At 66.9% G+C, this 21432-nt stretch carries 26 protein-coding genes; 10 read left to right on the forward strand and 16 right to left on the reverse strand.

Going from position 1 to position 21432, the window contains the following annotated elements; translation table 11 throughout:
• Nucleotides 1-18 precede the first annotated feature (18 nt).
• From ACWIEX_RS15940 to ACWIEX_RS15965, 6 genes are all read right to left on the reverse strand, one after another.
• Entirely contained in the window at nucleotides 19-570 is a 552-nt protein-coding gene (locus ACWIEX_RS15940) for an NADPH-dependent FMN reductase (RefSeq protein ID WP_454033991.1), read from the reverse strand.
• A gap of 129 nt (nucleotides 571-699) precedes the next feature.
• Nucleotides 700-1275 (reverse strand): methylated-DNA--[protein]-cysteine S-methyltransferase, encoded by a 576-nt coding sequence (locus ACWIEX_RS15945; RefSeq protein ID WP_454033992.1) that lies wholly within the window; start codon nucleotides 1273-1275, stop codon nucleotides 700-702.
• Nucleotides 1276-1383: 108 nt separating this feature from the next.
• Nucleotides 1384-2340: a protein-methionine-sulfoxide reductase catalytic subunit MsrP gene (gene msrP, locus ACWIEX_RS15950; protein ID WP_454033993.1), complete on the reverse strand. Its 957-nt coding sequence runs from the start codon at nucleotides 2338-2340 to the stop codon at nucleotides 1384-1386.
• 106 nt (nucleotides 2341-2446) lie between these two features.
• On the reverse strand, nucleotides 2447-3556 hold the full coding sequence (gene leuB / locus ACWIEX_RS15955; RefSeq protein ID WP_454033994.1) for a 3-isopropylmalate dehydrogenase: 1110 nt from the start codon (nucleotides 3554-3556) through the stop codon (nucleotides 2447-2449).
• Nucleotides 3557-3765: 209 nt separating this feature from the next.
• Nucleotides 3766-4155 (reverse strand): RidA family protein, encoded by a 390-nt coding sequence (locus tag ACWIEX_RS15960; protein WP_454033995.1) that lies wholly within the window; start codon nucleotides 4153-4155, stop codon nucleotides 3766-3768.
• Nucleotides 4156-4408: 253 nt separating this feature from the next.
• Nucleotides 4409-5593: a lytic murein transglycosylase gene (locus ACWIEX_RS15965; protein ID WP_454033996.1), complete on the reverse strand. Its 1185-nt coding sequence runs from the start codon at nucleotides 5591-5593 to the stop codon at nucleotides 4409-4411.
• Nucleotides 5594-5728: 135 nt separating this feature from the next.
• On the opposite strand from ACWIEX_RS15965, the gene ACWIEX_RS15970 reads away from it, so the two are divergent.
• The 3 genes from ACWIEX_RS15970 to ACWIEX_RS15980 are packed head-to-tail and all read left to right on the forward strand — an operon-like array spanning nucleotide 5729 to nucleotide 6737.
• Nucleotides 5729-5989, forward strand: a complete 261-nt coding sequence (locus tag ACWIEX_RS15970) for a SemiSWEET family sugar transporter (protein WP_061969329.1) — start codon at nucleotides 5729-5731, stop codon at nucleotides 5987-5989.
• Nucleotides 5990-6039: 50 nt separating this feature from the next.
• Nucleotides 6040-6396, forward strand: coding sequence for a DMT family protein (locus ACWIEX_RS15975; RefSeq protein WP_061969331.1), 357 nt, complete (start codon nucleotides 6040-6042; stop codon nucleotides 6394-6396).
• A 38-nt stretch (nucleotides 6397-6434) separates the two neighbouring features.
• Nucleotides 6435-6737 carry a hypothetical protein gene (locus ACWIEX_RS15980; RefSeq protein ID WP_454033997.1) on the forward strand — a complete coding sequence of 101 codons (303 nt, stop codon included), beginning with the start codon at nucleotides 6435-6437 and terminating at the stop codon, nucleotides 6735-6737.
• 7 nt (nucleotides 6738-6744) lie between these two features.
• Here ACWIEX_RS15980 and ACWIEX_RS15985 read toward each other — a convergent pair whose 3' ends face one another.
• Nucleotides 6745-7878: a PQQ-dependent sugar dehydrogenase gene (locus ACWIEX_RS15985; protein ID WP_454033998.1), complete on the reverse strand. Its 1134-nt coding sequence runs from the start codon at nucleotides 7876-7878 to the stop codon at nucleotides 6745-6747.
• A 158-nt stretch (nucleotides 7879-8036) separates the two neighbouring features.
• Nucleotides 8037-9011 (reverse strand): Bug family tripartite tricarboxylate transporter substrate binding protein, encoded by a 975-nt coding sequence (locus tag ACWIEX_RS15990; protein ID WP_454033999.1) that lies wholly within the window; start codon nucleotides 9009-9011, stop codon nucleotides 8037-8039.
• A gap of 140 nt (nucleotides 9012-9151) precedes the next feature.
• On the opposite strand from ACWIEX_RS15990, the gene ACWIEX_RS15995 reads away from it, so the two are divergent.
• Nucleotides 9152-9964 (forward strand): crotonase/enoyl-CoA hydratase family protein, encoded by an 813-nt coding sequence (locus tag ACWIEX_RS15995; protein WP_454034000.1) that lies wholly within the window; start codon nucleotides 9152-9154, stop codon nucleotides 9962-9964.
• A gap of 4 nt (nucleotides 9965-9968) precedes the next feature.
• On the opposite strand, the gene ACWIEX_RS16000 is transcribed toward ACWIEX_RS15995, so the two are convergent.
• Nucleotides 9969-10448, reverse strand: coding sequence for a YaiI/YqxD family protein (locus ACWIEX_RS16000; RefSeq protein ID WP_454034001.1), 480 nt, complete (start codon nucleotides 10446-10448; stop codon nucleotides 9969-9971).
• A gap of 164 nt (nucleotides 10449-10612) precedes the next feature.
• Between ACWIEX_RS16000 and ACWIEX_RS16005 the strand changes: the two genes are divergently transcribed.
• Together ACWIEX_RS16005 and ACWIEX_RS16010 are read left to right on the forward strand one after the other, a co-directional pair.
• Nucleotides 10613-11815 (forward strand): pyridoxal phosphate-dependent aminotransferase, encoded by a 1203-nt coding sequence (locus ACWIEX_RS16005; protein ID WP_454034002.1) that lies wholly within the window; start codon nucleotides 10613-10615, stop codon nucleotides 11813-11815.
• 53 nt (nucleotides 11816-11868) lie between these two features.
• Nucleotides 11869-12243: a rhodanese-like domain-containing protein gene (locus ACWIEX_RS16010; protein WP_454034003.1), complete on the forward strand. Its 375-nt coding sequence runs from the start codon at nucleotides 11869-11871 to the stop codon at nucleotides 12241-12243.
• A 74-nt stretch (nucleotides 12244-12317) separates the two neighbouring features.
• Here ACWIEX_RS16010 and trmD read toward each other — a convergent pair whose 3' ends face one another.
• The 6 genes from trmD to ffh all read right to left on the reverse strand — a co-directional run bounded on the left by trmD (nucleotide 12318) and on the right by ffh (nucleotide 16958).
• The gene (gene trmD, locus ACWIEX_RS16015; RefSeq protein WP_454034004.1) at nucleotides 12318-13037 is read right to left on the reverse strand and encodes a tRNA (guanosine(37)-N1)-methyltransferase TrmD; all 720 of its coding nucleotides are present in this window, start codon (nucleotides 13035-13037) and stop codon (nucleotides 12318-12320) included.
• 156 nt (nucleotides 13038-13193) lie between these two features.
• Nucleotides 13194-13865: an HAD family hydrolase gene (locus ACWIEX_RS16020; RefSeq protein WP_454034005.1), complete on the reverse strand. Its 672-nt coding sequence runs from the start codon at nucleotides 13863-13865 to the stop codon at nucleotides 13194-13196.
• On the reverse strand, nucleotides 13852-14373 hold the full coding sequence (rimM, locus tag ACWIEX_RS16025; RefSeq protein ID WP_454034006.1) for a ribosome maturation factor RimM: 522 nt from the start codon (nucleotides 14371-14373) through the stop codon (nucleotides 13852-13854). Before rimM ends, ACWIEX_RS16020 begins: the two co-directional genes overlap by 14 nt.
• Nucleotides 14374-14472: 99 nt before the next feature.
• Complete coding sequence (gene rpsP / locus ACWIEX_RS16030; protein WP_061969352.1) at nucleotides 14473-14841, reverse strand: 30S ribosomal protein S16; 369 nt, start codon at nucleotides 14839-14841, stop codon at nucleotides 14473-14475.
• Nucleotides 14842-14871: 30 nt separating this feature from the next.
• Nucleotides 14872-15387 (reverse strand): GNAT family N-acetyltransferase, encoded by a 516-nt coding sequence (locus tag ACWIEX_RS16035; protein WP_454034007.1) that lies wholly within the window; start codon nucleotides 15385-15387, stop codon nucleotides 14872-14874.
• Nucleotides 15384-16958 carry a signal recognition particle protein gene (gene ffh, locus ACWIEX_RS16040; RefSeq protein WP_454034008.1) on the reverse strand — a complete coding sequence of 525 codons (1575 nt, stop codon included), beginning with the start codon at nucleotides 16956-16958 and terminating at the stop codon, nucleotides 15384-15386. The genes ACWIEX_RS16035 and ffh overlap by 4 nt, the downstream gene beginning before the upstream one ends.
• A gap of 451 nt (nucleotides 16959-17409) precedes the next feature.
• Between ffh and ACWIEX_RS16045 the strand changes: the two genes are divergently transcribed.
• The 4 genes from ACWIEX_RS16045 to ACWIEX_RS16060 all read left to right on the forward strand — a co-directional run bounded on the left by ACWIEX_RS16045 (nucleotide 17410) and on the right by ACWIEX_RS16060 (nucleotide 20302).
• A complete protein-coding gene (locus ACWIEX_RS16045) occupies nucleotides 17410-17967 on the forward strand; it encodes a CAP domain-containing protein (RefSeq protein ID WP_454034009.1) in 558 nt (185 codons plus the stop codon).
• 162 nt (nucleotides 17968-18129) lie between these two features.
• A complete protein-coding gene (locus ACWIEX_RS16050; RefSeq protein ID WP_454034010.1) occupies nucleotides 18130-18471 on the forward strand; it encodes a hypothetical protein in 342 nt (113 codons plus the stop codon).
• Nucleotides 18472-18556: 85 nt separating this feature from the next.
• On the forward strand, nucleotides 18557-19183 hold the full coding sequence (locus ACWIEX_RS16055) for a LysE family translocator (protein WP_454034011.1): 627 nt from the start codon (nucleotides 18557-18559) through the stop codon (nucleotides 19181-19183).
• 60 nt (nucleotides 19184-19243) lie between these two features.
• Complete coding sequence (locus tag ACWIEX_RS16060) at nucleotides 19244-20302, forward strand: MBL fold metallo-hydrolase (RefSeq protein ID WP_454034012.1); 1059 nt, start codon at nucleotides 19244-19246, stop codon at nucleotides 20300-20302.
• Nucleotides 20303-20449: 147 nt separating this feature from the next.
• Here the strand turns inward: ACWIEX_RS16060 and ACWIEX_RS16065 are convergent, their stop codons facing one another.
• Nucleotides 20450-21340, reverse strand: coding sequence for a GyrI-like domain-containing protein (locus ACWIEX_RS16065; protein ID WP_454034013.1), 891 nt, complete (start codon nucleotides 21338-21340; stop codon nucleotides 20450-20452).
• Between the last annotated feature and the right edge of the window lie 92 nt (nucleotides 21341-21432).

The raw sequence follows: 21432 nt of genomic DNA on the forward strand, positions 1-21432 counted from the left end.
GCGCAGAGCTTGCTTCCATCAGGCGGCGAGCTTGCCGGCGATCTTGGCGAAATTATCGATGAAGCCTTGCAGGAAGCCGCGCGTGGCCTCGTTGGTGATGTTGTGCTGGGCGTCGATCAGATCGTCCTTGAAGGTGACGAAGACCTGGCTGCCGACGACGACGCCGGCGAGGTTGGTCAGGATCATGCGCAATTCGTTCTGGGAGACGGCCGTGCCGACCGCGCCACCGCTGGTGCCGGTGACCGCGACGGTCTTGCCCGCCCAGGAATTCTTGCCATAGGGGCGCGAGGCCCAGTCGATGGCGTTCTTCAGCACGGCCGGGATCGAGCGGTTGTGCTCGGGCGTGACGATTAGGATCGCGTCGGCCGCCTCGATCTCGCGCTTGAGGCGCAGGGTCGATTCCGGCCGGTTCGGCTCGAGGTCCTGGTTGAACATCGGCAGGTCGTCGATCTGGACGATGGTCGCGTCGAAGGCGCCGGCGCCCAGCTTCACCAGCGCCTCGGCCAGCTTGCGGTTGATCGATTCGCGGCGGTTGCTGCCCACGATGACGGCGAGCTTCAGTTTGGCCATGATAGTCCCCAGTGGAGGGTGGAAAGGCCGGAACAGTAGAGGCCGCGCGCCCGAGCACGCAAGCAGCGGGGCTGCAAGGGGGACATTGCGTGATTTCAAGCTGCGAGAGGCCAGGTGGCCTCCCGCTCCTCAGTGCCGTCCGGGCCGGGCCGCCAGCGGCAGGGCGTCGAACAGGCTGGGCTCGGCGCTGGTGCGCGCCTTCTCGATGGTCAGAATGCGCAGCTTGATCTCGACGCCGCCCTCGGCCGAGAAGCCGCCGGTCTTGCCGCCAGCGGCCAGGATACGATGGCAGGGCACGATGATCGGCCACGGATTCTGGCCGAGCGCGACACCGACCGCCCGCGCCGCACCGGGATCGCCGATGCGCTGTGCCACCTCGCCGTAGGTCAGCGTCTCGCCATGCGGGATGGCGAGCGCGACCTCATAGACCTTACGGTTGAAGTCGGAGACGTTTTCCAGCGCCACCGGCAGATGGGAGAGGTCGCGCTTCTCGCCGTCGAACAGCGCGCGAATGCCGGCCACCGCCTCGGCGACGAAGCCTTCTGCCGGCACTTCATCGGCTTCGGGAAAACGCCGCGACAGGCGCTTGCGCGCCGCCTCCTCGTCCCGCTCGGGCAGTTGCGCGCCGATGAAGCGCTCGCCCTCCCAGACGACGGCACAGGGGCCGATCGTGGTCTCGAACAGATGGAAATGCTGGTTGGCCATGCTCGACTCGTGTCGTTCCGGCTTGGGATGACATGAGATCTATCACGCCGACGGCAGGAGACGGCACCCGAAACCTGTCGAGTGCCTAGCTCACATCGAGCGCCTGCCTCACATGAAGAGCTTCTCGCCCTCCAGCCCCTTGTAGAGGCCCGCGACCTGCTCGCCATAGCCGTTATAGATCTGGGTTGGCCGCCGCTCGCGCGAGCCCAGGATCTGCTCGCTCGCCTGGCTCCAGCGCGGATGCGGCACGGCCGGGTTCACATTGGCCCAGAAGCCGTATTCCGAGGCCTGCAAGCCCTCCCAGAAAGTCTTCGGGCGTTCCGCGACGAAGCTGATCTTGCGGATCGATTTCACCGACTTGAAGCCGTATTTCCACGGCGTGATCAGGCGGATCGGCGCGCCGTGCTGCGTCGGCAGCGGCTTGCCGTAGATGCCGGTGACCAGCAGCGGCAATTCGTTCGCCGCCTCCGCGATCGTCAGCCCCTCCGTATAGGGCCAAGGATACCAGCGCTGGCTCTGCCCCGGCGCGACGCGCGGATTCATGAAGGTCTCGAAGCGAATGTATTTTGCGCCCGCAAGCGGCTTGGCCAGCGCGACGAAGGACTTGAGAGGGATGCCGGTCCACGGCACCGCCATGGCCCAGGCCTCGACGCAGCGGAAGCGATAGAGCCGCTCCTCCAGCGGCAGCTTGCGGATGAGATCGTCGAAGCCGATCTCGAAAGGCTTCTCGACGAGGCCGTCGACCTGGATGCTCCAGGGCCGTGTGGCGAGCCGACGCGAAGCGTCGACGATGTCCTTCGACATGCCGAATTCGTAGAAATTGTTGTAGTTGGCGGCGTCGTCTTCCGCCGTCTGCGGCACGCCGAGCACGTAAGCCGCGTTGCGCTTGGCCGGGTAGAGATCGAGAGTCGGATCGGGCGTCTGCGCGGTCGCGCTGCCCGGCAATGCCGCTCCTGCGATCAATCCGGCGCCTGCGGCCATCAACTGGCGGCGGTTGAGGAACACGCTCTCGGGCGTGGCCTGGTTTTCCGGCATGTCCCAGCCGGCACGGCGTTTGATCAGCATGACGGACATACTCCGTTTTCGTTGGCGGTTGTTAGGCCACGAAAGCGGGGTAACGGCAATTCACGAGGGAGAGAGAATTTCTCTCCCTCGTCACGTCCGGCAGATATCAGCTCCGCGCTTCCAGCGCCTTGATGATCGCCTGGCCCATCTCGCTGGTCGAAACGGCGTTGGCGCCGGGAGCCGCGATGTCCTTGGTGCGGGTGCCGGAGCCCAGCACGTCGGCGATCGCGCCTTCGAGCCGATCCGCCGCCTCGCCCGCGCCGAACGAGTAGCGCAGCGCCATGGCAAAGGAGCCGATCATCGCGATCGGGTTGGCGAGGCCCTTGCCGGCAATGTCCGGCGCCGAGCCGTGGACGGGCTCGTAGAGCGCCTTGCGCTTGCCGGTAGTCGGGTCCTCGGCGCCGAGCGAGGCGGAAGGCAGCATGCCGAGCGAGCCGGTCAGCATCGCCGCGACGTCGGAGAGGATGTCGCCGAACAGGTTGTCGCAGACGATGACGTCGTACTGCTTCGGCCAGCGCACGAGCTGCATGGCGCAGTTGTCGGCGAGCACATGCTCGAGCTCGACATCCTTGTATTCGGCCGCATGCAGCGCGGTGACCGTCTGCTTCCAGAGCACGCCGGTCTTCATGACGTTGTGCTTCTCGGCCGAGGAGACCTTGTTGCGGCGGGTGCGGGCCAGCTCGAAGGCGACGCGGCAGATCCGGTCGATCTCAGGCGTGGTGTAAACCTGAGTGTCGATGCCGCGCTTCGAGCCATCCTCCAGCGTGACGATCTCCTTGGGCTCGCCGAAATAGACGCCGCCGGTGAGCTCGCGCACGATCAGGATGTCCAGGCCTTCGACGACCTCGGGCTTCAGCGAGGAGGCCGAGGCCAGCGCCGGATAGCAGATCGCGGGGCGCAGGTTGGCGAACAGGCCGAGATCCTTGCGCAGGCGCAGCAGGCCGGCTTCCGGGCGGTGCTGGTAGGGCACATCCGCCCATTTCGGTCCGCCGACCGCGCCGAACAGCACGGCATCAGCGTCCTGCGCCAGCTTCATGTCGCCTTCGGAGATCGCCTGCTTGTGCGCGTCATAGGCCGCACCGCCGACAAGGCCCTTCTCGATTTCGAAGGAGCCGAGACCCTGCTTGCCGAACCAGGAGACGATCTGCTCGACCTGGCCCATCACCTCGGGGCCGATGCCGTCGCCGGGGAGCAGCAGGAGCTTGTGGGTCGCCATGGATCGCCTCGCTTCGTCGCGTGTTTGCGTTGGCGGGTGATTACGGGGGCTGCGACGCGCGCGCAAGCGTCGCGATGCAGCCCTGCCCTGTGCGGGGCGAGAGCATTTTCGAGCGAAGTGGGCACCGGTTCGCGTGAAGAAACTGCGACAAAACAACGACCACGAGCATTTCCGCGATTCGAAGAAGCGCGGAAATGCTCGTGGCGCCCTCAGGCCTTCGGCAGGCGAGCCGTGACCTCGATCTCGATTTTCATTTCCGGCTTGAGCAGCCCGGCCACGACATAGATGCCGGCAGCGGGCCTGATCTCGCGGAAGAATTCGCCGCAGACGGCGAGCACCGGCTCGCAATAGCTGCGATCGGTGACGAAATACTGCGCCCGCACGGCCTGCGACAGCGACGAGCCCGCCTCCTCCAGCACGGTTCCAATCGTGCGGAAGATGTTGCGCGCCTGCTCTGCCGGATCGTCCGGCAGGATCATGGTGGCGTAGTCGTAGCCGGTCGTGCCGGAGACGAAGACGAGATCGCCGTCGATCACGGCACGCGAATAGCCGAAACTGCGCTCGAAGGGCGAGCCGGTGGAAATCAGGCGGCGGGTCATGGCGTCTCCGGAAGCTTCAGATGCGGCGGGAAGGCTTTTCTCAAGCCCTCCCGCGACGCCACCCGTTTTCTGCGAGGCGGTGCCATTTGTCATTCCGGGGCAGGCCGCAGGCCTGAACCCGGAACCCACGACCAGGTGAGACCTCGGTCGTTACGACGGAACGAGACCATGGCGACCTGCCCAGCCGTGTGTTCCGGGTTCTTCGCTTCGCGAAGCCCCGGAATGACAAAGCGGACACACCTCGATGCTGAACTCAGACCCGCCCGCCCTTCAGCGCGCGCAGCACCTTCTCGCCCGGCCGCCCGGTCTGGGGCATGCCGATCTTCGCCTCGATCTCCTTGATCGCTGCACGGGTCAGCGAGCCGACGGCGCCATCCGGCTCACCGACATTGTAGCCGCGCGCGATCAGCAGGCGCTGGAGTTCGCGGCGTTGCTCGCGCGACAGCGGCAGATCGTCGGTCGGCCAGTCGCCCTGCACGCCCGGCCGACCGCGCAAACGGTCGGACAGGAGCGAGATGGCGAGCGCGTAGGAGTCCGCGCCATTGTAGCTGTAGGCCGCGTCATAGTTCTTGAAGACAAGGAAGGCCGGCCCGTTGCGGCCCGCCGGCATCAGGAGCCCGGCATTGCCATGGCCGTCGAGCCGCGAGCCGTCGTATTTCACGATGCCCTGCGCCGCCCAATGCGACAGCGAACGCTTCGGATTGCGGCCGGCCGCGCCGCGATAGCCGTCCGGCACACGCACCTCGTAGCCCCAGACCGCCCCGGTGACCCAACCGGCCTTGTCCATGAAATTCGCGGTCGAATGCAACGCATCGGCGATCGAATCGACCAGGTCGCGCCGGCCGTCGCCATCGCCGTCGACGCCGAGCCTGAGATAGGTCGAGGGGATGAACTGGGTATGCCCGAAGGCGCCGGCCCAGGAGCCGAACAGCCGCTCGGGCCTGACGTCGCCACGCTGGATGATCTGCAGCGTCGCGATCAGCTCGCCCTTGAAGAAGGCATTGCGGCGCGGCGCCAGGCAGGCGCCCGTCGCGAGCGACTGCACCAGCGGCCATTTGCCACGCGCCTTGCCGAAATCGCTCTCGACGCCCCAGACGGCGGCGATGGTGTGGCGGTCGACGCCGAAGCGCCGCTCGGCGGCGGCAAAGATGGAGGCGTATTGGCGCAGCATCGCGCGACCTTCCGCGACCTTCTCCTCGTCGACCAGCGTGCCGAGATAGTCCCAGATCGGCGTCTTGAACTCCGGCTGATTGTTCATGGCTTCGATGATCTTCATGTCCGGCTCGACGCCGGCCATGGCCCGGTCGAAGGTCGCGCCCGAGACGCCCTTGGCGGCGGCGGCCGACCGCAACCCGTTGAGGCAGGACTGGAAGCCGCCCTGCGCCGAGGCGGCGGAGGCGATGAGGATGAGGGGCAAGGCCAATGTGATCGCGCGCATGGGTCTCCACCGAATCGCTTGAATGACGCGAAACTAGGGCGCTGTGGTTAAGGGAGGTTAACCATCGAGAATGGCGGCACGAAGAAGCGAAACCGGCTATTGGGAAGCCTGCATCCCTCCTGCGATTCGCCCGCCATGTCGCCAGCCGCTGTCGAACTCCTCGGCTTCGCCGCCGCCACGCTGACCAGCCTGTGCTGGCTGCCGCAGGCCTGGCGGACCATCCGCACCCGCGATACGCGCGCGATCTCCCTGTGGACGCAAGGGCTCTTCGCGACCGGCACCGCGCTCTGGCTGAGCTATGGCATCCAGATCCTGTCCTGGCCGGTCATCGCGGCCAATGCACTGACACTGCTGCTCGTCCTCGCCATCATCACCATGAAGCTGCGCTTCGGCTGAACGCCGGAATGCAGCCAACCTGTCCCGCCGCCGCGCAGAAGGCCTCCGGCATGCCCTCGCTCTCAATGGCCCATCTCCTGCCGATCGCCATGCTGTTCGGCTCGAACATCTTCATGACCTTCGCCTGGTATGGGCATCTCAGCTACAAGAGCACGGCGATCTGGCTCGCCATCCTCGCGAGCTGGATGATCGCCCTGCCCGAATACATGCTGGCCGTACCGGCGAACCGCATCGGTTCCGCCGTCTATTCCGCCGCCGAGCTCAAGACCATGCAGGAGGTCATCACGCTGACCGTCTTCGCCGGCTTCTCGGTATTCTGGCTGAAGGAATCGCTGACCTGGAGCCATGCGGTCGGCTTTGCCCTGATCGCGGCCGGCGCCTTCTTCATCTTCCACGCCAAGGCCTGAGCGCCGCGCTTCCACCTCCCTCGACAGGACCGACTGCCTTGCAAAAGACGGCACTGATTCTCTGCGGCCTCATGCTCGCTCCCGCCACAGCCCTCGCCGGCCCGACCTGCAGCCCGAGCGACGAGAACGCGCGCATCCTCTCCGGTCCCTCAGCGGGCGCCGTCCACCGCAATTGGCAGGGCAGCAAGCAGGTCGGCTACGGCTGGTCGCTCCAGGTCGAGCGCAGCGCCCATGACGCCGCCGGCACCGAATACTATGTCGGCGATCTCTACGATCCGAACGGCAGCCTCGCGACCCGCAAGGTCTTCGTCATCGAGCGCGAATGGGATTGCGGGCCGTGACCGGCGCCTAGCGAGCGGGCCGCACCCGCAGCACCTTCCCGTCGGCATCGTCGCTGAGCAGGTAGAGAAAGCCGTCCGGTCCCTGGACGACATCGCGGATGCGCGCGCCGATATCGGTGAGCAGGCGCTCCTCGCCCGTCACCTTCTCGCCCTCGGTCGAGAGCCTGACCAGCATCTGCCCGGCGAGCGCGCCGACGAAGAGCGAGTTCTTCCAGGCCGGCCAGGCCGATCCGGTATAGAAGGCGGCGCCGGACGGCGCGATCGACGGGTCCCAGTAGAACAGCGGCTGCTCCATGCCGGGCTTCGCCGTACCCTCGCCGATCTTCGCGCCGGAATAGTCGATGCCATAGGTGATGACCGGCCAGCCATAGTTCAGCCTGGCCTTGGGCGTGTTGACCTCGTCGCCGCCGCGCGCCGCATGCTCTGCGGTCCAGAGCTGCCCGGTATCGGGATGCAGCGCCGCGCCCTGCACGTTGCGATGGCCGATCGACCAGTTCTCCGGCGCCCAGCCGTCTTTCTTCGGGTTGTCGGCAGGCGTCCCGCCCTCCGGCCGGATACGGATGATCTTGCCGAGATGATTGGCCGGGTTCTGTGCCTGGTCGCGCTGGCTGTAGCGATCGCCCACCGTGACGAAGAGCGCACCCGTCCGGTCGAAGACGAGGCGCGAGCCGAAATGCATGTTGGAGCTGATCGTCGGCATCTGCCGGAAGATCACTTCAACCGCCGTCAACGCCGTGCCCCGCTCGTTCAGCCGGCCCCGCGCGACGCTGGTGCCGTTGCCGCCCGAGCGCGGCTCGGAAAAGGACAGATAGACGAGGCGGTTTTGGGCGAAGGCGGGATCGAGCGCGATGCCGAGCAGACCGCCCTGCCCGCGCGCCATCACGCTCGGCAGGCCGGTGATCGGCCGCGAGAGCTTGCCATCGGTCTCGACGAGCCGAAGCCGGCCCGGCCGCTCCGTGACCAGCATGCGTCCATCCGGCAGGAAGGCGAGGCCCCAGGGGTTTTCGAGCCCGCTTGCGACGGTCTCGACCGAAAGCTCCCCGGCGCTCGAGGAGTAGCGCTTCTGGGCAGACGCAGGCAGCGACAGGCCCGCGACCAACAGCACCGTCCCGAGCACCCCAACCAGTCCCAACCGCCGCATGGTCCGCTCCTCGCTTCATCCGATCGACAGACCGGAGATAGAGGGGAACGCTGCCGACCGCCAAGCCGTTGCAGCCAACTCACGACGAAGTGAGGCGATCGGCGCGGCCATTCCGGCCGGAGCGATGCGCCAGCCGGAATGGTTGAGACGGTGCCCGCTTACTCCGGCTTCACGCCGGCATCCGCGATGATCTGCTTCCAGGTCGCGATTTCCTGGGCGTGGTAGGGCTTGAACGCCGCGGGATCGCGCACCTTGAGCGTGAAGCCGAGCTTCAGGATCGCCTCCCGCGTCTGGGGCTTGTTCAGCGAGGCGATCACCGCCTTGGACAGCGTGTCGAGCACGGCGTCCGGCGTCTTCGCCGGGGCAAAAAAGGCCGCCCAGGAATCGGCGTCGGCATTGCTCACGCCCTGCTCGCGCAGCGTCGGAATGTCCTTGGCGCGCGGATTGCGCTCCGGGCTCGCCAGGGCCAGCGCCCTGAGCGCGCCGCCGTTGATCTGTTCCAGCACGCTCGGCAAGGTGGAGTTGGCGACATCGATGCGGTCGGCGATGATTTCCTGCACCAGCGGCGCGGCGCCGCGGAACGGCACATGCGTCATCTTGATGCCGGTGCGCTGCATGAACAGCTCCATCGCCAGATGCGAGCCGGAGCCGACGCCGGTCGAGCCATAGTTGAGCTTGCCGGGATCGGCCTTGGCGAGCGCGATCAGCTCCTGGATGTTCTTGGCCGGCAGGCCGTTGCGCACGACGAAGGCATGCTCGAAGGCGCCGACGCCGGCGAGCGGCGCGAAATCCTTCACCGCGTCGTAGCCCGGCTCCTTCAGCAGGAACATGTTGTTGCCATGCGTCTGGTTGTTGCCGAAGACGATGGTGTAGCCGTCCGCCGGGCCATGGGCGACGGCGCGCGTGCCGACGGCGCCCGAGGCGCCGGCGCGGTTGTCGACCACGACATTGTGCCCGAAGGCGATCGTCAGATCCTGCGCCACGAAGCGTGCGATGGCATCGGTCGGCCCGCCCGCCGGATAGGGCACGACCAGGGTGATGACCTTACTGGGAAAGCTCTCGGCCCGGACGATGGACGGAGCGAATACGGCGCCGGCCATCAGGCCGAGCGTGGAACGGCGGGTCAACGACATGGACTTCCTCCCGGATACCCGCCTGGATGGCGGGCCTGCTTTCCGGCGAGATTTACGGGCAAAGGCGCCATGCGTCCAGCGCCAGATATGGGCTCGAAAACACGGCTTAATCTGCATGGGAAACAAAGGAAGGGCGGACAATGGCGGTACGGATCGAGAGGCAGGGCAAGGTCGCGACGGTCGTCCACAGCAGGCCGGAAGCGCGCAATGCGATGGACCCCGACAGCGCCGATGCGCTCACGCGCGCCTTCCTCGAACTCGACGGCGACGAGGACATAGCGGCGATCGTCTTCTGGGGCGAAGGCGGCGCCTTCTGCGCCGGCTGGGACCTGAAATATGCCCAGGCCTTTACCGATGCCGGGCGCTTCGAAAGCGAGATCGTCGAAGAGCTCGCCTTTCCCGCCGCCGGCGGCACGACGCCCCGCGGGCCGATGGGCCCCTCGCGGCTGGAGATGAGCAAGCCGTTGGTCGCCGCGATCGAGGGGCCGGCCGTCGCGGGCGGCATGGAACTCGCGCTCTGGTGCGACATCCGGGTGATGGCGGAGGATGCCTATTTCGGCGTCTATTGCCGGCGCTGGGGCATTCCGTTGATCGATGGCGGCACGGTTCGTCTGCCTCGCCTCGTCGGCCAGGGCCGCGCGCTCGAAATCATCATGACCGGCCGCAAGGTCGCCGCCGAAGAAGCCTTGCGTATCGGCCTGTGCGAGACGGTCGCCCCGAAAGGTCAGGCCCGTGCGGCAGCCGAGGCGATGGCGCAGGAGATCGCGCGCTTCCCGCAGGGTGCCGTCCGTACCGACCGTGCCAGCGCCATCGCCGGCCATGGTCTGGCCGTTCAGGAAGCTCTCCGGCAGGAGTGGCAGCGCGGCGTCCGCACCATCGCGACGGAAGGCGCGGCTGGTGCCGGCCGCTTCGCTGCCGGCAAGGGGCGCGGCGGCGACTTCTCGGAGATCTGAGGGATCAGGCGCCGAAGCCGGCCCGCTTCAGCCGTTGGACCGCGAGGTCGAGCGCCTGCAGGAAGGCGGAGCGGTCCTTCGCCGAGAACGGTTTTGGCCCGCCGCTGGCCGCGCCCATCGCGCGCAGGTCTTCCATCATGTCGCGGGTCGCCAGCGCCATGCCGATCGAGGCCTCGGTGAAGGGTTTTCCGGTCGGCCCGATCACATCCGCCCCGGCCTTGATGCAGCGATCGGCCAGCGGGATGTCGGCGGTGATCACGATCGCGCCGCGCGAGACCCGCTCGGCGATCCAGTCGTCGGCCGCGTCGAAATTGCCGGGCACTGTCACACGCTCGATCCAGGGCTCGCGCGGCACATTGAGGAAGCTGTTGGCGACAACGAAGACATGCAGGCCGTGGCGGCCGGCGACACGATAGACCTCGTCCTTCACCGGGCAGGCGTCGGCATCGACATAAACGGCGATCGGTCCGGCAGAGCTTGTCATGGACGGGCCTTCGCATGCTCGCGGTGCAAGAGCAAACCGCCCGGAATTCATGACGCTTCTGCAAAACATCAAGCAGTTGCGCTTGCGATCATTGGCCTTGAGTCATAAACCACGCGCGCGCCTTTTCCGCGCTCACCCGTCCGCCTCCCCCGGAGATCAGTCCCATGGCCTTTCTTGCCGATGCCCTGAAGCGCGTGAAGCCGTCCGCGACCATCACGATCACGCAGAAGGCCCGCGACCTGAAAGCCCAGGGCAAGGACGTGATCTCGCTCTCCGTCGGCGAGCCCGATTTCGACACGCCGGACAATATCAAGGAAGCGGCGATCTCCGCGATCAAGCGCGGCGAGACCAAGTACACCCCGGTTTCCGGCATCCCGCAGCTGCGCGAGGCCGTCGCCCGCAAGTTCAAGCGCGAGAACGGCCTCGACTACAAGGCGAGCCAGACCATCGTCTCGACCGGCGGCAAGCACGTCATCTACAACGCGCTGCTGGCCACGCTGAACCCCGGCGACGAGGTCATCTGCGTCTCGCCCTACTGGGTCTCCTATCCCGAGATGGTCGCGCTCTGCGGGGGCACGGCGACCTATGCCGAGACCCATCTCAAGAACGACTTCAAGCTGCAGCCCGAGGACCTCGAGAAGGCGATCACCCCGAAGACCAAATGGGTGATCCTGAACTCGCCCTCGAACCCGTCGGGCGCGGCCTACAGCCATGCCGAGATGAAGAAGCTCACGGATGTGCTGATGCGCCATCCCCATGTCTGGATCCTCACCGACGACATGTACGAGCATCTCGTCTATGGCGACTTCACCTTCGTCACCCCGGCGCAGGTCGAGCCCGCCCTCTACGAGCGCACGCTGACCATGAACGGCGTCTCGAAGTCCTACGCCATGACCGGCTGGCGCATCGGCTACGCCGCTGGCCCTCAAACGCTCATCAACGCCATGGACCTTGTCCAGGGTCAGCAGACGTCCGGCACCTCGGCGATCTCGCAATGGGCCGCGGTTGAGGCGCTCGACGGCACGCAGGATCACATCCCGGTCTTCAGGAAGGCCTTCGAGCGCCGCCGCGATCTCGTCGTCTCCATGCTGAACCAGACCCGCGGCCTGAAGTGCCCGGTGCCGGAAGGCGCGTTCTACGTCTATCCCGACTGCTCGGCCCTGATCGGCAAGACCCTGCCGAACGGCAAGAAGATCGAGACCGACGAAGACCTCGTCATGGGCCTGCTGGAAGCGGAAGCCGTCGCGGCCGTGCACGGCTCGTCCTTCGGCCTCGGCCCCAATTTCCGCATCTCCTACGCCACCTCGGACGAGAAGCTGGAAGAGGCCTGCCGCCGCATCCAGCGCTTCTGCGCCGAGCTGCGCTGAGCACCATGACCAAAGGCGCCGCAACGCGCCGGATCGTTCTGGCCGGGAGCTTCATGCTCCCGGCCTCTTTCGTTTTCGGGCAGTCGGCGGCGACGCTCTCGCCCCGCGAGGCTCATGAGGCGGCGCAGGCGAAGCGCATCCTGCTCGTCGATATCCGCAATGCGCAGGAATGGGCCGATACCGGCCTGCCGCAGGGTGCTCTCGCTCTCGACATCGACGCACCGGCCTTCGAGGTCAGGATCGCCGGGCTTCGCCTCGACAATCCCGGCAAGCGCATCGTCCTGATCGACCGCACGGGTGCGCAGGCGGTTGCCGTGGCACAGAAGCTCGCCGGGCGTGGCTGGCGCGATCTTGCGGGTGTGCGGGGCGGCATGCTCGGGCCGGGCGGCTGGCTGGCCGAGAAGCTGCCGGTGACGGAATATCGTTAGTGCCCTTCTCCCCTCGGGGGAGAAGGTGCCGGCAGGCGGATGAGGGCAGCGCGACGCCCTCCTTGCCTCATCCGTCAGCGCTTCGCGCTGCCACCTTCTCCCCCAAGGGGAGAAGGATTCAAGAGATCCGGCCGCCGCTCCCGCGTGATCCGCTCCGCCTCCGCCCGCCGCCATTTCGCGATGCGGGCATGATCGCCGGAGAGCAGCGCCTCGGGCAGGCCCCTGCCCTCCCAGTCGCGCGGGCGGGTGTAATGCGGGTATTCGAGCAGCCCGTTCTCGAAGCTCTCGTCCTCGCCCGAAGCGACCTTGCCCATCACGCCGGGGATGAGGCGGACGCAGGCATCGAGCAGCGTCAGCGCCGCCATCTCGCCGCCGGAGAGGATGTAGTCGCCGATCGAGACCTCGATCAGGTTGCGCCCTTCGATCACGCGCTCGTCGACGCCCTCGAAGCGCCCGCAGACGATGACCAGGCCGGGACCCTCTGCCCAATCGCGAACCTGTTCCTGCTTGAGCGGCCGGCCGCGTGGCGACATCAGCAGGCGCGGACGCGCATCATCCGCCGGCACGGCCGCGTCGATCGCCGCCGCCAGCACGTCGCAGCGCAGCACCATGCCGGCACCGCCGCCAGCCGGATTGTCGTCGACATTGCGATGGCGGCCGATGCCGTGCTCGCGGATCTGATGGGTATCGAGCGACCACAGCTCCTTGCGCAGCCCCTCGCCCGCCAGCGAGATGCCGAGCGGCCCCGGGAACATCTCCGGATAGAGCGTCAGGATCGAGGCGCGGAAGGACATGGTCGACCTTGGATTACGGCAATTGCTTCCAACCTGTCATCCCGGGCTTAAGCGAAGCGCAGACCCGGGATCCATTCCGGAACGGCTCAGGCATGGATCCCGGATCGGCGCGGCTTCGCCGCTTGTCCGGGATGACCCGCGGTTGGAAAAGACTGACTAACTGAAGCGCAGCGCCGGCAGCCCGTCCAGCGCCGTGAAATCGCGAGCCGAGGCGATCAGGTTGTCGTAGCCCGCGAAGCCCTCGGGACCGAGCATGGTCAGCAGCGCCACGGCGCGCATGCCGGCGCGCCGCGCCGCCTCGACGCCGAGCGGCGCATCCTCGAAGACGATGCAGTCAGCGGGGTCGACCTTCATCCGCTCGGCCGCGGCCAGGAACATGTCCGGATGCGGCTTGCCGCGGAAGCCCTGGCTCGGCGAGACGATGGTCGCGAAGCGCTGGCGCAGGCCGAGCGTATCGAGCACCACCTCGATATTGGCCGGCGGAGCCGCTGTCCCGACGGCCATCGGCACGCCCGCCGCCTCGGCGCGCGCGATCAGTTCGAGGAAGCCGGCAGTCGGCGTCACATGGGGCAGGTAGGATTCCCGGTAGAGCGCCTCCTTGGCGTCGCTCATCGCATCGAGCTCGGCCACGGCCGCCTGCGGGTAATACGACGAGATGATCTCGTTGCCGGCCATGCCGGCCGTGCGCGCCGCGAAGGTGCTGCGATCGAAGGGCAATTTGTTGCTGACGTGCCAGCTCTCCCAGGCATCGTCATGGAAACGCATATTGTCGACGATGGTGCCGTCCATGTCGAAGATCAGGGCGCGGGCCGGCCTATCGTTTGTCATCGTCGGGCTCGAACAATCCAAGCGGCGGCTCGGCCTCGATCCGGCGCGCGGCGATGTCGATGCGCGGCACGAAGGCCTTGGTGAAGGGCATCAGGACGGAGCGCCCGTCCGGCGTCTCGATGTCGAGCAGGTCGCCGGCCCCGTAATTCTCGACCACGGTGACGCTGCCGAGCACAGTGCCGTCCGGCCCGACCACGCTGCAGCCGATCAGATCGGCATGCAGGAACTCGTCTTCGTCCTCGCCGGCCGAGAGCTTGTCGCGGGCGACGAACAGTTCGGTGCCATTCAGCGCCTCGGCCGCCTCGCGCGTGGTCACGCCCTTGAGCCGGGCGACGACCACCTCCTTGGCGGGGCGGATATCGGTGATCTCGAAACTGCGGCCCTTGCCGTCGGACAACGGGCCGTAACCGGCGATCCCGAGGGGATCACCGGTGAAGGTCTTGATCCTGACCTCGCCGCGCACGCCATGCGGCGCGCCGACGACACCGAGCAGGATGAGGTCGTTCATGTCAGCACGCCATGTCCGGCCTTGAGCCGGGCATCTCCTTGAGAAAACCCTCGGGCCGAGGCTGCGCCCCGCCCGAGATTGACGTGCGGACGATCAGGCTCACGCCTCGGCGGCTTCTTCAGCAGCCGGAGCAGCGGCCTTCTCGGCCTTCTTCTCGGCGCGTTCCTTGGCCTTCTCGCCGGGAACAGCCTTGTTCGGGTTGTTGCGGGCCGGGCGCTTGGCGAGGCCGGCGGCATCGAGGAAGCGCAGCACGCGGTCGGTCGGCTGGGCGCCCTTGGCGAGCCAGGCCTGGACCTTCTCGGTGTCGAGCACGACGCGCTCGGCCGAATCCTTCGGCTTCATCGGGTCATAGGAGCCGATCTTCTCGATGAAGCGGCCATCGCGCGGCGAGCGGGCGTCGGCGACGACGATGCGATAGTACGGGCGCTTCTTGGCGCCGCCGCGGGTCAGGCGAATCTTGAGGGACATGGGTCTTCTCCGGTCAGGTTTGGTTTTGGTTCAGTGTTTCGCAGGCGTGGCGGCCGGGTGCCGGTAGATGCCGACCTCGGTGCCACGGATCACGAAGGGTTTCTCGAAACGCGCGCCGAGACGCTCGGCGACGCGGATCGAGGGTCGGTTATCGGGGTGGACCAGGCTCATCAGCGTGGTCCATCCCAAGTCACGATAGGCATAGTCACGGGCGCGCAGCGCAGCCTCGGTCGCATAGCCGCGACCATGCTCGCCTGCGAACAGGCTCCAGCCGATCTCCGGCTCGGGCCAGCCTTCCGGCGAAAGCAGGCCGCACCAGCCCACGAGCCGCTGGTCCGCCTTCGCTTCCACCGCCCAGAGGCCGTGGCCGCGCAGAGCCCAATGGCCGGCCATGGCGGAAAAACGGCGCCAGCCATCCCAGCGGTCGCTGATGCCGCCGACATAGCGGGTCAGGTTCTCATCGGCATAGAAATCGACGAGCGTGTCGAAATCGGCGGCCGTCCAGCCGCGCAGCCGCAACCGCTCTGTTTCCAGAACGGGAATCACTTCTTCTTGGCCCCGAACGGATTACCCAGGCCGGGCAGGCCATTGCCGCCGAGGCCCGGCAGCTTCGGCATCATCCCGGCCGGCGGGGTGACGCCCTTCGGCAGGCCGGGAAAACCGCCCGGCGGCATCGAGGGCAGACCGCCGCCCGCGCCGAGCTGCTTCTGCAGTTCCGCGAGTTGCGCCGGATCCATCTTCGAGGGATCGGGCATGCCGGCAGGCAGGCCGCCGCCGAGCCCGAACATCGAGCCGAGCTTGCCGAGCATGCCGCCCTTCTGCTTGCTCATCATCTTCATGGCATCGGCCATGCCGCGATGCATCTTGAGCAGCTTGTTGATCTGCTCGGCAGAGGTGCCGGAGCCGGCCGCGATGCGCTTCTTCCGGCTGTTCTTGAGCAGGTCGGGATTCTTGCGCTCGGCCGGCGTCATCGAGTCGATCGCGGCGATCATGCGCTTGAACATCGTGTCGCCGACACCGGCATTGGCGAGCTGGGACTGCGCCTGCTTCATGCCGGGCAGCATGCCCATCACGCCGCCGATGCCGCCCATCTTCTCCATCTGCTGGAGCTGCGCGCGCATGTCGGAGAGGTCGAACTGGCCCTTGGCCATGCGCTGCGCGGTGGCCTGCGCCTGCGTGGCATCGATCGTCTGCGCCGCCTTCTCGACCAGCGAGACGATGTCGCCCATGCCGAGGATGCGGTTGGCGACGCGCGAGGGATGGAATTCGTCGAGCTCGTCGACCTTCTCGCCGATACCGACGAGCTTGATCGGCTTGCCGGTGACGGCGCGCATCGAGAGCGCCGCACCACCGCGCGAATCGCCGTCCATACGGGTCAGCACGATGCCGGTCAGGCCAACGCGGGCATCGAAGGCGCGCGCCGTGTTGACCGCGTCCTGACCGGTCAGAGCGTCGGCGACGAGCAGCACCTCATGCGGATTGGTCGCGGCCTTCACCTCGGCGACCTCGGCCATCAGCGTATCGTCGAGCGTCACGCGGCCGGCGGTGTCGAGCATCACGACGTCGTAGCCGCCGAGGCGGGCGGCCTCGACCGCGCGCCTGGCGATCTGCACGGCCGACTGGCCGGCGACGATCGGCAGCGTCTGCACGCCGACCTGCTGGCCGAGAATGGCGAGCTGTTCCATGGCGGCCGGGCGTCGCGTATCGAGCGACGCCATCAGCACCTTCTTCTTGTGGCGCTCGGTCAGGCGCTTGGCGATCTTGGCCGTGGAAGTGGTCTTGCCCGAACCCTGCAGACCCACCATCAGGACCGGGACCGGCGGCACGGCATCGAAATTGATGCTCTCGCCCTCGCCGCCCAGCGTCTCGATCAGGACGTCGTTGACGATCTTGATGACCTGCTGGCCGGGCGTGATCGACTTCAGCACCTCGGCGCCGACGGCGCGTTCGCGCACCTTGTCGGTGAAGGACCGGACGACCTCGAGCGCGACATCGGCCTCGAGCAGCGCGCGCCGAACCTCGCGGAGAGCCGCGTTGACGTCCTCCTCGGTCAGCGAACCCCTGCGGGTCAGCCCCGAGAGGATGCCGGAGAGCCTGTCGCTCAGCGTGCCGAACATGCGGACCTGCCTGCTTGCCTCAGGAAGCCTTCAGCGCCAGAGCCTCATCGCCAAACGGTTTCGCGCCCGAGGGCGCAATCGCGCTGTCGGGCGTTGACCTCCGGGCTCATGAAAGCGGCTTGCGCGGCCCGGTCGGCGGATGTGGTTTCGGCGATGTCGGCGAAACGGATGCAGTCTTAAAGCGGAAGACTGTGGCGAAAGTCAAGTTTTGCGAGCCAGCGGAGCCGGCTCTTGGCCGTCATGCTCGGGCTTGACCCGAGCATCTCCCGCCGAAGGGCTCCCCACACCTCACCTTCCGAGTTTCTCGGGTCAAGCCCGAGAATGACGCCCCGGAGCGGCGCCCTTCCACTATAGGCGTTTCAACTTCTACACGAAATTGTGAGGCTCGGCCGTAGAATGGCCCCGATCTGACAGCATCGCTGCGCGCCCGATTCGCAAAACATGCCGGCCCATGAAACTGAAACCTGCCTCGACCTTGCTGGCCCTCGCCCTTCTGCTCGCCGCCTGTGCCGGCGATCCAAGGCGTGAAGGCCCGCTCGATCCGCGCATGGTCGAGAAGGTCGCGGCCGTCTCGCTCGATCCGGCCCAGGCCGGGCGCATTCTCAACGCCTATCGCGCCAGCAACGGCCTCGGCCCGGTCCGGCCGGACCCGCGCCTGATGGCGATGGCCCAGCGCCAGGCCGATGCCATGGTCAAGGCCAACGCGCTCTCGCATGATGCCGGAGGCAATTTCACCGCGCGCATCCATGCAGCCGGCGTCGACAGCGCCCGCGCCGCTGAAAATCTCGGCGGCGGCTATTTCTCGGTCGAGGAGGCGTTCGACGGCTGGCGCAAGTCGCCCGGCCACGACACCAATCTGCGGATGAAGGAGGCGACCCGCTACGGCATCGCGCTCTCCAAGGATCCGCGCACCAGCTACCGCGTCTGGTGGGCGCTGGTCGTCGCGGCCGATCCCGAACCGCGTGTGACGCTCGATACCGGCCCGATCGCCCCCATCCAAAGGCGTTGATGAACGGAAATTCCGAGATGACAGGAACTGGTCGTTGCAGCTAGCAATTGCGTTCTTTGATAGAGGATACGCATTGCAATGACGAAATTTCCAGGAATAGCATTCGCTCTCGCTGCTCCGTTGCTGATCGCAGGCATGACGCAGGGGCAAGCTCAACCTTGCATGACCAATTTCAGCTCCGCCGGCGTGCCGATGGTCTCTCAGATTACCTACAAGACCTGGGAGCTGACCAGGAAATCCCAAGCCGCCGTGCTGCCTATCATCACCAGGGCGATCCAGGCCGACCGCGACTTCATGGACATCCGGACCGACAAGGCGAGCGGCACGATCACCGCCGTCCAGGAAGTCACCGGCTCCGGCCGTCCGCAGCTCCTGAAGGTGACCACCCGCAAGCAGCCCACGGGCACGCGCATCGACATCGCCTTCACCGTGCAGCCCGGCCAGATGGCTCCTGAAGCTGCCGTTCGTACGGCGCTCTGCGACTTCCTCCGCCGCGCGCTCTGAACCGGCCTGGAAGGGGCGCAATTCGCCCCTTTACAAACCCCCGCTTCTGGTGATGGCTCTGGTCTTTAGCGGAGCCACCACCATCATGACCTTCGAAGCCTGGATCGCCTTCACCGCCGCCACCGCCGTCCTCCTCGTCATCCCCGGACCGACGATCCTCCTCGTCATCTCCTATGCGCTCGGCCAGGGCTGGCGCACCGCATTTCCGATCGCCGTCGGCGTCGCGCTCGGTGATTTCATCGCGATGACGCTGTCGATGCTCGGCGTCGGTGCCCTGCTCGCCACCTCCGCCCTGGTCTTCACCACGCTGAAATGGATCGGCGCAGCCTATCTGGTCTGGCTCGGCATCAAGCTCTTCCGCGCCGGCGGCACGCTCGACGCCAAGCCACGCGAGGACGCCGCCCCAGGCTGGAAGATGCTCGGCCACGCCTGGCTGGTGACCGCGCTTAACCCGAAGAGCATCACCTTCTTCGTCGCCTTCCTGCCCCAGTTCCTCGACACCAAAGGCGATTTCTGGACGCAGATGCTGATCTTCGAGGCGACCTTCATCACGCTCGCCTTCGCCAATGCCATGGGCTACGCGCTGATCGCCTCGCGGGCACGGACCGTGATCGGCAATCCCCGTGCGATCGGAATGTTCAACAAGGCCGGCGGCACGCTGCTGATCGGCGCCGGTGTCGCCACGGTCGCGATCCGCTCCGGCAGCAACTGATCGGCCAATCCGGAAGGGCGGTCTTGACGCTGCGTCGCGGCCGCCTACCTGTTCTACACCATGACCCGCCGCAAGCTTCTCTCCTTCGTTGGCCTCGGTGCATTGCTGGCTTCGACCGGCGCTGCCTGGGCTGCGATCTCCCGCTCGCGCAATCCCTATTACCAGGGCCCCGTCAGCGACCATTTCAACGGCCTCCTCTTCAGCGACGGCCGCACGGTGAACAAGGGCCTCGCCGACGTGCTGCGCTGGCAGACCGGCAAGCGCGAACGCGAGGCCTTCCCCCTCGCCTATCAGGCGCCGCCGCAGGACAAGCCCCCGGCCAGCGTCGAGGGCGTCAGGATCGTCCATCTCGGCCATGCCTCCTTCCTCTATCAGATCGCCGGCCTCAGCCTGCTGGTCGACCCCGTCTATTCGCTGCGCGCGAGCCCCTTCTCCTTCATCGGGCCCAAGCGTGTGAACGCGCCGGGCGTCGCCTTCGCCGATCTGCCGAAGATCGATGCGGTGCTGATCACGCATAACCATTACGACCATCTCGACATCGAGACGCTGGCCCTGCTGCATGCCAGAGACCAACCGCGCATGATCATGCCACTCGGCAATGACTCGATCGTCCGCGCCCGCATCCCCGACGCCCGCGCCGAGGCGCATGACTGGAACGATCGACTCACCCTCTCGGATAAGGTCGCCATCACGCTGGTGCCGAGCTATCACTGGTCGGCGCGCGGCGCTTTCGACCGGCGGATGGCGCTGTGGTGTTCCTACATCCTCGAAACACCAGCCACGAAGATCTTCCATATCGGCGACACCGGCTACCATGACGGCTCGCTCTACGAGGAGCTTGGCAGCAAGCACGGGCCGTTTGATCTGGCCGTGCTGCCGATCGGCGCCTATGAGCCGCGCTGGTTCATGTCGGACAACCACATGAACCCTGACGAGGCGGTGAAGGTCATGCTGGCGCTGCGGGCACAGCAGGCGATCGGCCATCACTGGGGCACCTTCCAGCTCACCGACGAGGGCGTCGAGCGCCCGCCCGAGGCGCTGAAGGCCGCGCTCGCCGAGGCTGGCCTGCCGGAAGAGCGCTTCAGGCCGATGCGGCCAGGTCTGAGCTGGAGCGTTTGAGGGCCCTTGTCATTCCGGGGCGGCGCATCGCGCCGAACCCGGAACCCACGACTGGGTGCAACCTCAAGGAATCAAACCGGGCAAAGGCTCGCCCGGTCGTGGGTTCCGGGTTCGATCCTGCGGATCGCCCCGGAATGACAGCGAAAACTATTTCGGCTGAACGTAGACGTTGATCTCAAGGTTCGGATCGCCGGGGTCCTTGAGGTCGCTGACATATTCCTCGAGGAAAGCATCCTTCACGGTGATGCTCTTGGCTTCCAGATAGGCCGTGATCGTCTCGTAGGTGGAATCGATGTCGTCATAGGGCGCGACATGGAGGAAGCGCAGGGCCTTGCCCGTCGGGGAGGCGCTCAGCTTCACGCCGTCGCCGAAGGCGGGAGGCGGCCCTCCGGCGGGCGCGGCGACCGGCAGCATCGCATCGAAGCGAAAGCCGTCATCCGTCGTCTCGACGAACAGCGACAGCGGACGGCCCGCAACGGGCAGGCCCGCCTTCTGCGCCTCGGCGCGCAGGGCGTTGAAGCTCTCGGACAGTTTCTGGAAGCCCTGGTCCCAGCTTGCCTGCCCCGAAAGGAGCAGGACAGGCTTCGCAGCGAGCGTGATCTCGTCGATATCGCTGGCATCACCGCGTTTGCCGGCCAAGGTCGCATTGGGATCGGGCACGCCGGTCTGCTGCTGCACGGGCGGCGCCGGCAGGGACTGGCCCGGAGGCGGCAGGGTCGGCGGCGGCTGTACCGGCTGCGGCTCGGCCGGCCCCGGTAGCGTCGGCGCGGGCTGCACCGGCTGCGGCGTCACCGGGTTCGGCGGCGGCGGGGCCGGCTGGACCGGCTGCGGCCCCGGCTGGGGATCAGGCACCGGCACGGGCGGCGTCTGCGCCGGTGCGGACGGCACCTGGGCAGGGCTGACGCCGGGCGGCGGTGCGAGCGGCGCGGTTTCGACGGCGGTCGGTGGCGCCACGCGTGCCTGGGCAAAGACCATTCCGCTCGACAGGCTCGCCAGGCCGGCAAGCGTCAGAACACAAATCCGGGAATACCGCATCATGACGGCCCTGAGTTTCACGCGATTCGCGCCCTTGCGGCGCAACATAGAATGTCCACCTTGTCCTAGGGAACGGGGACGAGGGTGGCTTTTTC

The sequence above is a fragment of the Allobosea sp. NPDC055353 genome (assembly GCF_053644975.1).

Bases quoted from the DNA above. Each gene is read 5' to 3' on its own strand.
- ACWIEX_RS15940 (WP_454033991.1), bottom strand. From the start codon at position 570: ATGGCCAAACTGAAGCTCGCCGTCATCGTGGGCAGCAACCGCCGCGAA.
- ACWIEX_RS15945 (WP_454033992.1), bottom strand. From the start codon at position 1,275: ATGGCCAACCAGCATTTCCATCTGTTCGAGACCACGATCGGCCCCTGT.
- msrP (WP_454033993.1), bottom strand. From the start codon at position 2,340: ATGCTGATCAAACGCCGTGCCGGCTGGGACATGCCGGAAAACCAGGCC.
- leuB (WP_454033994.1), bottom strand. From the start codon at position 3,556: ATGGCGACCCACAAGCTCCTGCTGCTCCCCGGCGACGGCATCGGCCCC.
- ACWIEX_RS15960 (WP_454033995.1), bottom strand. From the start codon at position 4,155: ATGACCCGCCGCCTGATTTCCACCGGCTCGCCCTTCGAGCGCAGTTTC.
- ACWIEX_RS15965 (WP_454033996.1), bottom strand. From the start codon at position 5,593: ATGCGCGCGATCACATTGGCCTTGCCCCTCATCCTCATCGCCTCCGCC.
- ACWIEX_RS15970 (WP_061969329.1), top strand. From the start codon at position 5,729: ATGTCGCCAGCCGCTGTCGAACTCCTCGGCTTCGCCGCCGCCACGCTG.
- ACWIEX_RS15975 (WP_061969331.1), top strand. From the start codon at position 6,040: ATGCCCTCGCTCTCAATGGCCCATCTCCTGCCGATCGCCATGCTGTTC.
- ACWIEX_RS15985 (WP_454033998.1), bottom strand. From the start codon at position 7,878: ATGCGGCGGTTGGGACTGGTTGGGGTGCTCGGGACGGTGCTGTTGGTC.
- ACWIEX_RS15990 (WP_454033999.1), bottom strand. From the start codon at position 9,011: ATGTCGTTGACCCGCCGTTCCACGCTCGGCCTGATGGCCGGCGCCGTA.
- ACWIEX_RS15995 (WP_454034000.1), top strand. From the start codon at position 9,152: ATGGCGGTACGGATCGAGAGGCAGGGCAAGGTCGCGACGGTCGTCCAC.
- ACWIEX_RS16000 (WP_454034001.1), bottom strand. From the start codon at position 10,448: ATGACAAGCTCTGCCGGACCGATCGCCGTTTATGTCGATGCCGACGCC.
- ACWIEX_RS16005 (WP_454034002.1), top strand. From the start codon at position 10,613: ATGGCCTTTCTTGCCGATGCCCTGAAGCGCGTGAAGCCGTCCGCGACC.
- ACWIEX_RS16010 (WP_454034003.1), top strand. From the start codon at position 11,869: ATGCTCCCGGCCTCTTTCGTTTTCGGGCAGTCGGCGGCGACGCTCTCG.
- trmD (WP_454034004.1), bottom strand. From the start codon at position 13,037: ATGTCCTTCCGCGCCTCGATCCTGACGCTCTATCCGGAGATGTTCCCG.
- ACWIEX_RS16020 (WP_454034005.1), bottom strand. From the start codon at position 13,865: ATGACAAACGATAGGCCGGCCCGCGCCCTGATCTTCGACATGGACGGC.
- rimM (WP_454034006.1), bottom strand. From the start codon at position 14,373: ATGAACGACCTCATCCTGCTCGGTGTCGTCGGCGCGCCGCATGGCGTG.
- rpsP (WP_061969352.1), bottom strand. From the start codon at position 14,841: ATGTCCCTCAAGATTCGCCTGACCCGCGGCGGCGCCAAGAAGCGCCCG.
- ffh (WP_454034008.1), bottom strand. From the start codon at position 16,958: ATGTTCGGCACGCTGAGCGACAGGCTCTCCGGCATCCTCTCGGGGCTG.
- ACWIEX_RS16045 (WP_454034009.1), top strand. From the start codon at position 17,410: ATGAAACTGAAACCTGCCTCGACCTTGCTGGCCCTCGCCCTTCTGCTC.
- ACWIEX_RS16050 (WP_454034010.1), top strand. From the start codon at position 18,130: ATGACCAATTTCAGCTCCGCCGGCGTGCCGATGGTCTCTCAGATTACC.
- ACWIEX_RS16055 (WP_454034011.1), top strand. From the start codon at position 18,557: ATGACCTTCGAAGCCTGGATCGCCTTCACCGCCGCCACCGCCGTCCTC.
- ACWIEX_RS16060 (WP_454034012.1), top strand. From the start codon at position 19,244: ATGACCCGCCGCAAGCTTCTCTCCTTCGTTGGCCTCGGTGCATTGCTG.
- ACWIEX_RS16065 (WP_454034013.1), bottom strand. From the start codon at position 21,340: ATGATGCGGTATTCCCGGATTTGTGTTCTGACGCTTGCCGGCCTGGCG.